This window comes from Streptococcus gallolyticus subsp. gallolyticus DSM 16831 (assembly GCF_002000985.1).
GTDB classification, from domain to species: domain Bacteria; phylum Bacillota; class Bacilli; order Lactobacillales; family Streptococcaceae; genus Streptococcus; species Streptococcus gallolyticus.
Map to the genome: position 1 here is coordinate 1,892,048 of NZ_CP018822.1, position 12,158 is coordinate 1,904,205.

At 38.1% G+C, this 12,158-nt stretch carries 12 protein-coding genes; 5 read left to right on the forward strand and 7 right to left on the reverse strand.

All coding sequences use genetic code 11. The features are described from left to right. Positions 1 to 175 precede the first annotated feature (175 nt). The 3 genes from BTR42_RS09335 to BTR42_RS09345 form a co-directional block, all read right to left on the reverse strand. A complete protein-coding gene (locus BTR42_RS09335; protein ID WP_077497451.1) occupies positions 176 to 1,063 on the reverse strand; it encodes a tetratricopeptide repeat protein in 888 nt (295 codons plus the stop codon). A gap of 90 nt (positions 1,064 to 1,153) precedes the next feature. Beyond that, positions 1,154 to 2,599: a PTS transporter subunit EIIC gene (locus BTR42_RS09340; protein WP_077497453.1), complete on the reverse strand. Its 1,446-nt coding sequence runs from the start codon at positions 2,597 to 2,599 to the stop codon at positions 1,154 to 1,156. Positions 2,600 to 2,613: 14 nt separating this feature from the next. Continuing rightward, positions 2,614 to 4,026, reverse strand: coding sequence for a subtype B tannase (locus tag BTR42_RS09345; protein WP_077497455.1), 1,413 nt, complete (start codon positions 4,024 to 4,026; stop codon positions 2,614 to 2,616). 201 nt (positions 4,027 to 4,227) lie between these two features. Between BTR42_RS09345 and BTR42_RS09350 the strand changes: the two genes are divergently transcribed. Next, complete coding sequence (locus BTR42_RS09350; RefSeq protein ID WP_012962283.1) at positions 4,228 to 4,968, forward strand: MurR/RpiR family transcriptional regulator; 741 nt, start codon at positions 4,228 to 4,230, stop codon at positions 4,966 to 4,968. 111 nt (positions 4,969 to 5,079) lie between these two features. On the opposite strand, the gene lpdD is transcribed toward BTR42_RS09350, so the two are convergent. The 4 genes from lpdD to BTR42_RS09370 form a co-directional block, all read right to left on the reverse strand. After that, positions 5,080 to 5,487, reverse strand: a complete 408-nt coding sequence (lpdD, locus tag BTR42_RS09355) for a prenylated flavin chaperone LpdD (protein ID WP_012962284.1) — start codon at positions 5,485 to 5,487, stop codon at positions 5,080 to 5,082. Then, positions 5,488 to 6,057, reverse strand: coding sequence for a UbiX family flavin prenyltransferase (locus BTR42_RS09360; protein WP_074657969.1), 570 nt, complete (start codon positions 6,055 to 6,057; stop codon positions 5,488 to 5,490). Between the two features lie 557 nt (positions 6,058 to 6,614). Continuing rightward, positions 6,615 to 8,090, reverse strand: coding sequence for a UbiD family decarboxylase (locus BTR42_RS09365; RefSeq protein ID WP_003065832.1), 1,476 nt, complete (start codon positions 8,088 to 8,090; stop codon positions 6,615 to 6,617). 88 nt (positions 8,091 to 8,178) lie between these two features. Then, positions 8,179 to 9,063 carry a LysR family transcriptional regulator gene (locus tag BTR42_RS09370; RefSeq protein WP_009854696.1) on the reverse strand — a complete coding sequence of 295 codons (885 nt, stop codon included), beginning with the start codon at positions 9,061 to 9,063 and terminating at the stop codon, positions 8,179 to 8,181. A 192-nt stretch (positions 9,064 to 9,255) separates the two neighbouring features. Between BTR42_RS09370 and BTR42_RS09375 the strand changes: the two genes are divergently transcribed. The 4 genes from BTR42_RS09375 (at position 9,256) to BTR42_RS09390 (ending at position 12,114) form a co-directional block, all read left to right on the forward strand. Further along, positions 9,256 to 9,984, forward strand: coding sequence for a DUF554 domain-containing protein (locus tag BTR42_RS09375; RefSeq protein WP_012962286.1), 729 nt, complete (start codon positions 9,256 to 9,258; stop codon positions 9,982 to 9,984). A 354-nt stretch (positions 9,985 to 10,338) separates the two neighbouring features. Continuing rightward, positions 10,339 to 10,767: a MarR family winged helix-turn-helix transcriptional regulator gene (locus BTR42_RS09380; protein ID WP_074657970.1), complete on the forward strand. Its 429-nt coding sequence runs from the start codon at positions 10,339 to 10,341 to the stop codon at positions 10,765 to 10,767. Positions 10,768 to 10,884: 117 nt separating this feature from the next. Then, positions 10,885 to 11,388, forward strand: coding sequence for an SRPBCC family protein (locus BTR42_RS09385; protein ID WP_061458307.1), 504 nt, complete (start codon positions 10,885 to 10,887; stop codon positions 11,386 to 11,388). A 48-nt stretch (positions 11,389 to 11,436) separates the two neighbouring features. Continuing rightward, positions 11,437 to 12,114: an NAD(P)H-dependent oxidoreductase gene (locus BTR42_RS09390; RefSeq protein WP_012962289.1), complete on the forward strand. Its 678-nt coding sequence runs from the start codon at positions 11,437 to 11,439 to the stop codon at positions 12,112 to 12,114. Positions 12,115 to 12,158 lie beyond the last annotated feature (44 nt).

Consider the following 12,158-nt stretch of genomic DNA (forward strand, 5'->3'; position numbering starts at 1 on the left):
TCTACCTTTTTCTATTTATGCTATTTGTCCTGCACAAAAAAACTCTTCGAAGACATACCACACCCCTTTACTTGATGAACGGTAATGCCTCCCGAAGAGTAACAATCCTTGTTTAATTATAGTTTTATTGTAGTTGATTTTGTAAGCGTTGTCAAGTGAGATTTTAAAAAAGTTCCTATCCAAGTGCTTCTAATGCTTGGCTTGCTTTTGTGACTAATTCGGTATTATTTTCCTCTGTCGCAGTATCTAAAGCAAGTTGATAGTAAGACTTAGCTTTTTCGATGTCTGCGGCTGTATAAATTCCCTCTTGATAAATAGCACCTAATTGATACGCAGCTGTAGCTTTATCGTGAGCCTCATTGTCTATCAAATCTTGATATAAACTGATAGCAGTTGTTACATCTTGTGTTGTTCCTTTACCTTCTAGTAAATAATCTGCTTGATAAAGCTGTCCCGTGCTATCTCCAAGGTCTGCCGCTTTTTTAAAATTCTCATAAGCTTTTTCGTCATTTTGTGTTACGCCTACACCGGCTTGATAAGCAAGCCCCAAATAGCGATAAGCTTTAAAATCATCCATTTTAGCAGCTTTCCTATAATATTTGATAGCTGTTTTTGCATTATACTCAATGTCACCAAAGTCCTCACCACCACCAGGGATAGATTCGTGCATATAAAGTAAACCAATATTAGTATAGCCCCGCGGTTGCCCATTTTCAGCAGCTTTTTCCCACCATTCAATAGCACTCTGAACATTATCACCTTTGGCAGCTTGACTAATCTTATTTCCTTGATACATTTCACCCATATAGAGCATGGCATCGGCATTTCCTAGTTCTGCTGCTGCTTTTGCAAACTTATATTCTAAATCATATTCATTAGTATCAGTCTGCTCGCTAGTATTTTTAAAATACAAGGCAGCTTTTGTTAAGTCTTCAGCAGTAATATTGGATTCCGTAACAGCTTTTCCTACAGAATCATCTGATATAGATACGGCTTTATAACCAATAACTACTAAAATTATAAAAATTATAGTGCCTAATAATAAATAGTATTTCTTTTTCATTTTTATAGCTCCTTTTCTTCGATAGCATGATTATACATTCTCCCACAAAACATCCCTTATAGTTAACAAACTACAAGGGTGTTTTCTTATTTATTGCAAAGCTTCTTCGGCACGTTTGTCGCTATACATGATAAATTCGACGATAAAGGTTAATACCATGGCGATAGCAAGGCAGATGAGGACTTTATAGAAATCACTCATATTGCCAGTGGCAGGGTCAATATAATTGGCTAAGCCAAAGAGACCTTGTCCACCCATGAGGTAAGCTTTCGCGCCTGAAATACCAAGTAAGACACCACCAATCGCACCACAAACAATGTTAATGGCATATTCTTTCTTCAATGGCAAGAGGATTGAGTACATCAATGGTTCACCAACGGCACAAATTTGTGAAATGGTTGCTGGTAAAGCGAGGTTTCGAACTTTTGTACTGCGTGCTTTAGCACAGATAGCAAGCCCTTGAGCCATACCGACAAATGGACCAACTGCTGTAACAACGGCAATGTAGTCAAATCCATTGACCGCAATATTAGAAATCGCGATAGCAAGAACCGCCCAATGAAGTCCGAACATAACCAGAACACCAAAACCTCCACCGAGAATAGCGCCAGCAATGGCTCCACCAACATAAGGAATACTATACAAAGCAGAAACCAACCAAGCAAGGCTATTTGAAATAAGCGTAGCAACTGGTCCGATAACTAGATAAGTCAAAATGACGGTTACAATCAATGTTACAAACGGTGCAACAATATTTTTCAGCACATCAGGCAATGCTTTGCGCAAACTTCTATCCAACTTCGCAGCAAATAAAACGGCTAAAATAATCGGAATAACACTTGACGTGTAGCCACTACCAGGCATGATGACAGGAATGCCAAATACAGTCGTGTAGTAACTCATTTCAAACGACGTTCCTTGGAACACCGTTCCTAAAACATCTGCTGTTGAGCTAAGGTTAACCATTGTTGGGTAAGTCAAAGCGGCACCAATAGCAGCACCGACAAATTCATTGACTTTGAATTTACGAGCAGCTGTAATTCCTAGTAAGATTGGGAAGTAATAGAAAAAGCCATCACCAAGTGCGTACAAAATCATGTACAATCCACTATCGGTATCAATCCACCCCAATGATGAGAAGAAGGACATTAGCCCTTTGACAAGCCCTGCTGCTGCCAAAACCATTAAAATTGGAGATAAAACACCAGAAATGGAATCCATAACTTTTGAGACAATGCCTGTCGATTCTTTAGCTACTGGCTCTTCTTTGTCGCCGCTAGCCAATTGGAGCTGGCTCATTGCCAAATCATAAAGAGGAACCACCAATTTTTCACCGACAACCACTTGGTATTGCCCGCCAGCTTGAACAACCGTCATGACTTCATCCAAATCAGTTAACGCTTTTTCATTAGCTAAATGGTCATCTTTTAACACAAACCGTAACCGTGTAACACAATGCGTCAATGATATCACATTATCTTTACCACCGACGTTTTCAATAATGCTTCTAACCAAATCTGCTTGATTTTTTGCCATAATAATTTCCTTTCTTAATGAACAATGGCATCCACCCATTGACTAAATTCTTCGTTATAATCGGCATCAGCATGCCCCATTCCCCAAATCAATTCATAATGAACATCAATACCACGCTTTTTCAAAGCTAACGCTAATAAGTAAGAAATCGCAAATGAGGTATCCGCATCTTTTGCCCCTAAACAAATACGATAATGAGAAGCAAGCTGTTTTTCCTCCAAATCAGACTGCAAGAAAGTCATTGGATTTAAGAGTTTTCTGGCTAATATCAAATCTTCTTCTGCCAAATCAGCTTGAAATGCTTTCTGATAAGCACTCAATGCTGGCAATTTCTCAACATGCTTAGCTACGTTTTCAGAGAAGTGACGATGATTTTTATCACGACTTCCAAACACTTCTGTTTCAGGTGTTTGATAATCTAAGCTATCAAACGCAGGGCAATCTTTCTTACGTCCCATATAGTTTACAACATAAGCATCCAAGTCAAAGACAGTCGCTTGACCATTCTCAAAATGGCACCACAATCCTTGCGGGTCTAATTCACGAGCCAATTCTTCCTTTTCATCGTTTGTTTGAGCATGTTTGGCGAGAAATTTATTGAGTGATAAGCTAAGTTGATTGAGAATACCTTGATAAAAATCCCCACCACGACCATCTGCCGTCAAGGATTCACCCAAGTGCAAGCTGTTCACATACTCAGGAAATTCAGCCGCTAAAGACTGACTTAATAACTGTTGACGTTTATTGATAATTTGAGGTCTAACACGTGAATTAAACGTATAAATTTTCTTTACTTGGAACATCCATTCATACGCCATATCAGCGTGTTCTAAATTTGTAATCGGACAAAAGCATTGTGCGGCAAAGATATCATCACGTTGGTCAAGCTCAGCACCAATTTCTTCTAAAAAAGAAAGATATTCTGCTCGATTTCCTGTGCTACCTAGTAAGCTGCTCATCGCACCGCCAGCACTCGTTCCCACACTAATGATTTTTTCAATATCACCAGGAATGTCATTGTGATGTTTTCTAAGCCACCTAACAGCCGCTTTTAAATCCACCAAGCCTGCAGGAGCTTTTCCAATGCCATTTTGCGACTGACGACCTCTAGCTCCCACGCTGACAAGGACATAACCATCTTCCAAATAGCGCTGATTACGCGGCGTTACCATTGCAGGTTGACATTCAGCATAGCCACCAATATCATTGTAAAAAATGATAGGAACCGTCTGGCTTGTGTAGGTTGTGCCATTTTTGTTTGTAACCACAGCGTCTCTATCAATTGTACCATCTGCAGTCATATAAACTGCTGGCACAAAGATATGTAAAGCCTCTAGTTCACTATCCTTCGGCTGAGCACAATAAACATTCTTCAAAGACATATAACAATTATTCGTTTCATCAAAAATCCATTGATTAATTGACATTTAATCCTCCTGATTACTTAAGATACAAAGGGCGTTAAAAGCTTGTTTCAAATACATATTTTTTTGGAAGCGCTTCTATAAATATAATATACAACATTATTTGTGTTTTGTAAATATTTTATTTAATATTTTTTAAATTTTTTATTTACATTATTTACGTCATCACCTATAATAAATTTAAGAGAAGGGAACGAATGGTATATGAATCCACTAATTATCATGGAAAGTTTGAAAGAACAATTCTCACCAGCAGAATTAGCTATTTATGATTTAATCAAAAAACAACCGTCTTTAGTCACCCATGCTACGACGACTGATTTAGCCAAAAAAGCAGGTGTTTCTCAGCCAACGCTAACTCGTTTTGTCAAAAAACAACTTGGCTATAAACGTTATCAAGATTTTCGCTTTGACTTTATCAACTGGCTTTCATCAAACAACGCCACAAACACCGATGAGGACAATGAATATTTCACGCGCCTCACCAAATTACTCGAACTCACTAAGGCAACGTTGACCGATGAGGTTATGACTGATTTAGCAAGCTTTTTATCACAAAGCGAGCATTTATTTGCCACTGGTGGTGCCAAAAGTTTTTTAAGTGCCAAATTATTTGAAACCTTGATGCGGAAAATGGGAGTTTATGTGTCATCTTATTCAACAGATTACCTTGATGATGCCGTTAACTATTTCAAAAAAGACGATTTATTGCTTATCTTTTCAGCAGGCGGCGATTCCACTTACATTCGCAAAATCACCAATTTGAAATGCAAAACACTTTTAGTAACAGCCAATCCAAATGCCAAATATCGCAAGCATTTTGATAAAGTCATCACACTCCCAACTCTTTCAGGAGACTGGGAATATGATTCCATTTCCCCAATTATGTTTGACATCTTCACAGAACTCCTTGTCACACATTATGCCAAACAAATGAAAAACTAACGCAACAACCAAAAGCCACCCGATTGTTGAAAACGGGTGGCTTATTTATTTTTTCACTGAAATGGATTAAAAGGAGTTTCGTTTTTTTGAGTTGTATTTGTCTAAACTAGTTTATTGTTTGGTGTTTTTTTGGTATTTTGGGTGACTGATTGGTGATTTTTCAATTTTTAACCATGTGCCAATCTTGCTAGCAAGTTCTTTGGTCATTTCAAAAGCGCCAGCAATTTGTTCTTTGCTAATACCGTCAACATGGACACCTGAGGTGATTACACAATTTTGCGGCAACAGCTCTGCTATTTCTTCCAAAAGAACATCAGCCAAAACGTCATCTTTATGAAAACGCCCTGAATGGCTTGGAAAACGCACCACTTGCTTGTCCGCATTTTCTTTACAATAAGTGGTTACTGTGCCAATATGAGGATGGCTTCCGCCTGTCAATTGAATAAACAAGTCAGCGCCAATATAGTCAACCTGCGCTTGAATAGAATACCCATAGTCTGTCACTTCAAATGTTGCCATCTAATCACCATCCCAACGTCCAGCATAATCATTGCGAATGTGCAAAGCATCTAGTAATTTAGCAGTATTGTGGTCGATAATATCTTGCAAAGTCTTAGGATGATTGTAAAAGGCTGGTACAGGCGGAATGATTTGTACACCCATCCGTGATAATTTTGTCAAATTTTCCAAATGAATCGTATTTAACGGTGTCTCACGTGGGACAATGATGAGTTTGCGTTGTTCTTTTAAAGCCACATCAGCTGCGCGACCAATAAGATTGTCTGAAAAACCGCAAGCGATACCTGCAACAGTTTTCATGGAAGCTGGAACAATCACCATACCGTCTGTCAAGAAAGACCCTGAAGCAATTTTGGCACCCAAATCCTTGTTAGAATAAAGCACATCACACAAACTGGCAAATTCATCATGTGACATATCGAGCTCCAGTTTTAAATTCTCATGTGCCCAGTCAGACATGACCACATGCGTTTCAATGTCAGGATATTCTTTTAGTTTCTTTAATAAATTGATAGCATAGATTGTGCCTGAAGCGCCAGAAATAGCTACCACAATACGTTTTTTGCTCATAAGCACCTCACTTTTGTAATGAATACTCACTGAAAATCAACATTAGACTAAGTAGCACAAATGCAGATAGAACCGAAGGTCATCAAATCAAGTCAACAATATCTAAGTCCGATTTTCAAAGCGTATAAGGACAATCGTTTTTTAACTTGCCACTTGCTTAGCTAGCGTACCAACGACTACCAACTTAAAAATTCTTAATTGAAGACGACCCTAGGCTATGCAGTGAAATCATCCAGTGGATGATTTCAGCCCGAACCAAGAAAAGAAAGAGTGAGGGGGTCGGAAATCTGTATCGTTAACTAGTTACTACCAGCCGTAAATGACTGAAAACCTTGTCACCTTAACAGTCAACCGCACCTTTCTAGTCGTTCTGGCAGGGTTAAGCAGAGGAAATCATAGATTTCTGGCTTACCGCCATTTTTTCTTTGCTCTTTAAACGCCCTTTGTCTCTTAAAATAAGAGGTTGGAAGATTAGCTCCAGCCTCTTATTAATGATTACTTGCCTTATCTTCTATCTCATTTTATCAACAGTTTTGTTATCTAAAATGAGTTAGCAATTAATCTAAATATTTTTTCCAATCAGGAACTTCTTTAAATTTAGCACGCTCAAATTGGTCTTTCATGTCAAATGGTACTGTACCGTCAAGGACAAGTTTAGATGACATTCCTCGTACACGGATGTGTTCTGGTGAATATTCTGGACGTTCTGATGGGTCAAGTGGGTGGTTACGCATACCTTCCAACGACATAATATCTTTGTGGGCTTGGAAGCGTGTATTGATTGTCCACATGACATCATTCATATCAAAGATATCCACATCTTCATCAACAAGGATAACTGTTTTGAGTTCTTTGAAAGATGAGAATGCTAGCAATGCAGCTTGACGTTGAATACCTTCATCTGCAGGATTTTCTTTGCGGATTTGCATGATTGTCATCAATTTACCGCCACCAGCTGGTGGATTGTAAACATTAAGCACTTTACCAGGGATAGCTTTGTCAACCAAGTTAAGGATAGAAGCTTCTGTTGGAATACCTGCCATTGACACGTGTTCTTCAGAAGGCCCAATTGTTGTTTGCATAATTGGATTATCTTTACGGTGAGTAACCGCTTTAACTTTGATAACATTTAAAGCTGGATTGGCTGGACCATTGTAACCTGGGAATTCAGGCATAGCATGACCTGTATGCGTATTAATATCTTCTTGAATTGTTTCATTTGGAAGGATTTCACCTTCAATGATAAATTCAGAACGTGCAATACCAACTTCATCAACAGCGATAGAATCAACCAATTGAACAGGTTCGTTACGAAGCGCACCTGCAACCCAAAGTTCATTGTAACCAAGTGGTGTCGTTGGTGGTTCAAATGTCGCCCCAATCAAGATAGCAGGGTCAAGACCAATATTGATTGTAATTGGCATTGGTTTGTTAAGTTTTTGATATTCTGACAAGAAAGCACCAATGTGACGACCACCAGGCATGATATAAATACCAATAGTATCTTTATCTTCCAAAACCATACGGTGAATTGTAACGTCACTCATTGATTTATCTGGCGTTGAACCATAAACCAAACCAGTTGTGATGTAAGGTCCTGCATCGTATTCTGTATTTGTTGGCGCAGCAATGAGCTTACGAATATCAAAATCATCATCAGTTGCTAAGTGAACAACTTCTTGAGCAGGTGCTTGGTCCTTAGAAACTTTAACAGGTTTCACTGGATTTTCAACGGCTTTGTTCAAAAGATGTCCAAGGTCTTTGTAATCATGATGAAGAATATGACCAACACGTTTACGGCTTGCCATTGTACCAATATTGACACGAACATTAGGGAATCCCTTAATGTTATTGAAGGTCATTGCTGGACCTTCTTGAGTTGGACGTTCTACGGTACCGCCAGCTCCGATATAACGGTAAACGCCAGAAATTTCAGCGTTTGGATCGATTTCAACATCCGTTTCATGGTATTGTCCTGGAATTTCTTTAAGTTCTTCCAAGACTTTACGCAAATCATAAGGTTGTTCTGACATAAGATTTACTTCCTTCTTAAAGATTTCATATTAAAAGTGTAAACCTTCAATCACCGATAAACAATTCAAGTTAGGCGTTTTCCTATTCCTATTTGGAATATTTTTCTTGCATTCCTTTCCAGAATACATCCAAAGCTGGTGTTGTTTTCTTCTTACGACGGATTAGATTCATTTCTGACACCATATCAACCTCCAACGGACGACAGATAATTGCTTTCGTTTTAAACGGTGCAACCAATTTTTCCATCATCACCGAAACACCCATTTCTTTTTCAATAAAGTCAATGATGAGATTGATACGATTTCCTTGATAGCCCATTTTCGGTTCAAAACCATAGGTATGACAAAGTTCTCGTACTTTTTGGAGCAACTGCGTTTTATTGCCAAGTTGGAAGAATGTCTCATCTTTCAATTCAGCCAAATCAAGTTTTTCCTTGTTGGCTAAGGGATGATTTTCAGGCAAAACCAAGACAAAACGGTCATAATCTAAGGTTAGACTATCATAAATATCAGGAGCAGCTTTGGTAAAAGAACGCGTAAAGACCACATCGCAGATGCCATCATCTAAACTATGCATCAGCTGGTCAGCCTCTTCTTCCTCGACAACAACCGTGTAATCAGGATACTGCTTTTGAAAAGCTGCAATATCTGAAATAATAGGATAAGAAGACATACTCGGAATACCATGAATGGTTAGTTTATGTTTTTCTTGTTCAGACAAATCCTCTAATGTCTCTTGCATTTCTTGAAAAGTGCCCATAATCTTTTGAACATAAACTCGCACAATCTCCCCTTCTTCTGTCAGAGAAATTTGACGATGTTTACGATTAAACAAAATCACACCCAACTCTTTTTCAAGCGCAATGATTTGCTTTGAAATGCTTCCTTGCGTTGTATAAAGTTGTTCTGCTGTCTCGGTGTAATTCAACGTTTCACACAAGCTAAGAAAGACTTGAAATTTTTGGAAATTCATTTCCTGCTCCTATTCTTAATACTATTCCATTTTAGAATAGTATATCACAAAAATCTGAATTGTTTTTTAAAAAGTTGGTGTTAAAATGTAACAGAAAAGAAAGAATTCACAATAATAGAACACGGTCTAGCAGTCAACACTAATGTTTTCAAACTGTTAATGACTTTGTTTCTTATGAAGGAGGAAAATTGTATGCCTACTGGCGTCATCATTAATGCCCTATCAGTCGTTTTTGGAGGGCTACTAGGTGGTCTTGTTGGAAACAAATTATCAGAAGACTTCAAGACACAAATCAATATGATTTTTGGGGTCTGCTCAATGGGAATGGGGATTTCATCTATCGGATTGATGAAATACATGCCCGCTGTTATCTTTGCTATCGTTATCGGAACAGGGATTGGACTTGCACTTCATCTCGGTGATTGGATTAACAAAGGCGGTGCCCTCATGCAACGTAGCATGGCAAAGATCGTGCCAAACGACCATTCATCACTATCTCATGAAGATTACCTTGCTACCTTGTTAACTGTTATCGTACTTTTCTGCGCAAGCGGTACTGGTATTTATGGTAGTCTAGATGCAGGAATGACTGGTGATTCAACAATCTTGATTTCAAAATCAATTTTGGACTTCTTTACAGCAGCTATTTTTGCTTGTAATCTAGGTTATGTGGTATCACTTGTTGCCATTCCACAATTTATCATTTTCTGCTGCCTCTTCTTCTTGTCAGCCTTCATCGTGCCACTTACAACACCTGATATGATTGCTGATTTCAAAGCCTGCGGTGGTTTTCTAATGCTTGCCACAGGTTTCCGTATGGTAAAACTGAAAATGTTCCCAATTGCCGATATGATACCAGCCATGATTCTCGTCATGCCACTTTCTTGGTTCTGGGTTAATGTTATTCTACCATTGCTATAATAACTATCATTTTTAAACATTCAACATGTCACATACGTAGAGAGATAAAATTATTTTCGGCGAGATAATTTTATCTCTTTTTTATGTTCAAAAATCACACCTGTTTAAGTTATTGAAATTTTTTTGCTATTTCATTTTTTTAACTTATCATAGAAAAAATGATTTGTAAGTTTTCTAAGTTTATTAGAATACTTTTAATAGAAAAAATAATCATCTCTCCCAATGCTTTGATACTATATCTTAGCCTCTGTTATATTAATTGTCCGACATCGCTTTTGAAAAGCTACCTCATTTGTATTCTTCATTTAAGTGTGTTATCATATTTTCTATAAAACTTATATTAAGGAGAATGTCATGTCAAAAAATATTCAAGAATCACTTGACTCTTGCCTATTTTTTACTGTAAAAAAGCTGGATCGTGCCCTCAACAAATTGGCGGAGGAATCTTTCCAAAAAGTTGGAATGACTCCAACTTATGCCTTTATTCTTCTTATTCTTGCGGAAGAAGATGGCAGATTGCAAAAGGATATTGCACAAATACTTTATATCGCACCTTCTACCTTGACACGCCTTGTTGAGAAATTGGTCTATAAAGGTTATGTCACAACACAAACTGAAGGACGTACTCGAAAAGTTTATCTTACAGTCAATGGCAGAGAACTTTTACCAGATATCCGAGAAGCTTGGGACAATTTGCATGCCCGTTATAAAGCTATTCTTGGTGATGATTACGCTGATGACTTGGCTTCTATCATCAATATCAATTCAGAAAAATTGAGATAATCGGAGAGCAAGAAACTCCGATTTTTATATTTTTTAAAAATTTTGAGTTAAAATAGTTGTATGTACAAACAATCTATGTTATACTATCTCCATTAACAAATGAAAGAGGTATATTTTATGTTATCTATTAATTTTCCAGAAAAATTCACACCAGGTTTGACTGATAACTTTGTTTCAAACGAAGTTGTCTTTAAAGACCTTGACTTTGACAAAATCCTTGACGGTCTGCTTGACGCTGGTAAATGGGAAACTTATTACGAAAATTCATCAGACGTGCACATGTATAACCAAGACTCTACTGTTCTTAAAAACGACACACGCTTCCGCTTTAAAACATTTGGTTTTGACGTTGAAGCTCAAGTTGAAGAATATGATTTAGATGCTGAAAATGGTGTTTTACGCTTAGCATGGCATGGTTGGAACGAAGCTGAAGGCGATGAATTTCTTGACGTTTACCATGCTTGGTTAGTTCAAAAATTGGACCGTAACCGTGTTCGTATCTTGACACAAGAATCTCAAATCGGTACACCTGCTAAAGAGTTAGCAAAATCTGTTCCTAATACAATGATGCTTGGTCACCAAGCTTGGTTAGACGGACTTGTTGCCTTTGCTAAAGACTAGAAAAAATAGCTTCTAAGTGTTATCATAGAAAGAAAACTGGAGAAAGCTATGTCAAAAGAAGATATCAAAAAACAAATTCGTACTGCCTTTGACCACCGTGTTGCTGTCCGCGTTTACAACGACCAAGAAATTTCCCATGATGATATGGATTTTATCCTTGATACAGCTTGGTTGAGCCCTTCTTCTATTGGTTTGGAAGCTTGGCGCTTCGTTGTTCTTGACCGCAAACAAATTGAAAAACTTCGTGATGAACTCAAAGCCGTTGCTTGGGGGGCTCAATACCAATTAGATACAGCAAGCCATTTTGTTCTTCTCATTGCTGAAAAAAATGCACGCTATGATTCTGAATCGGTCAAAAATAGCCTTATTCGACGTGGTCTCGGTGAAGGTGATGCTCTTAACAGCCGTTTAGCAACCTACGAATCTTTCCAAAAAAATGATATGAAAATGGCTGATAATCCACGCGCTTTGTTTGACTGGACTGCCAAACAAACTTATATCGCACTTGGAAATATGATGACCACAGCTAGCATGCTTGGCATTGACTCTTGCCCAATCGAAGGGTTCAATTACGAAAAAGTCAATAGCATTTTAGCTAATGCAGGCATCATTAATCCTGACAACGAAGGTATCGCAAGTATGGTATCATTTGGTTATCGCCTACGCGACCCTAAACACCCACGCTCACGTAAACCTCGTGAAGAAGTCATTACATGGCTCGATTAAAAATATAGAAACCCACTCCCTTATCCTCGATGAAAAGATATTAG

Excerpts from the sequence above, each read along its gene's own strand:
- BTR42_RS09365 (WP_003065832.1), bottom strand. The coding sequence starts at position 8,090 with ATGTCAGAACAACCTTATGATTTGCGTAAAGTCTTGGAAGAACTTAAA.
- BTR42_RS09360 (WP_074657969.1), bottom strand. The coding sequence starts at position 6,057 with ATGAGCAAAAAACGTATTGTGGTAGCTATTTCTGGCGCTTCAGGCACA.
- BTR42_RS09380 (WP_074657970.1), top strand. The coding sequence starts at position 10,339 with ATGTCAAAAAATATTCAAGAATCACTTGACTCTTGCCTATTTTTTACT.
- BTR42_RS09335 (WP_077497451.1), bottom strand. The coding sequence starts at position 1,063 with ATGAAAAAGAAATACTATTTATTATTAGGCACTATAATTTTTATAATT.
- lpdD (WP_012962284.1), bottom strand. The coding sequence starts at position 5,487 with ATGGCAACATTTGAAGTGACAGACTATGGGTATTCTATTCAAGCGCAG.
- BTR42_RS09340 (WP_077497453.1), bottom strand. The coding sequence starts at position 2,599 with ATGGCAAAAAATCAAGCAGATTTGGTTAGAAGCATTATTGAAAACGTC.
- BTR42_RS09375 (WP_012962286.1), top strand. The coding sequence starts at position 9,256 with ATGCCTACTGGCGTCATCATTAATGCCCTATCAGTCGTTTTTGGAGGG.
- BTR42_RS09370 (WP_009854696.1), bottom strand. The coding sequence starts at position 9,063 with ATGAATTTCCAAAAATTTCAAGTCTTTCTTAGCTTGTGTGAAACGTTG.
- BTR42_RS09390 (WP_012962289.1), top strand. The coding sequence starts at position 11,437 with ATGTCAAAAGAAGATATCAAAAAACAAATTCGTACTGCCTTTGACCAC.
- BTR42_RS09345 (WP_077497455.1), bottom strand. The coding sequence starts at position 4,026 with ATGTCAATTAATCAATGGATTTTTGATGAAACGAATAATTGTTATATG.
- BTR42_RS09350 (WP_012962283.1), top strand. The coding sequence starts at position 4,228 with ATGAATCCACTAATTATCATGGAAAGTTTGAAAGAACAATTCTCACCA.
- BTR42_RS09385 (WP_061458307.1), top strand. The coding sequence starts at position 10,885 with ATGTTATCTATTAATTTTCCAGAAAAATTCACACCAGGTTTGACTGAT.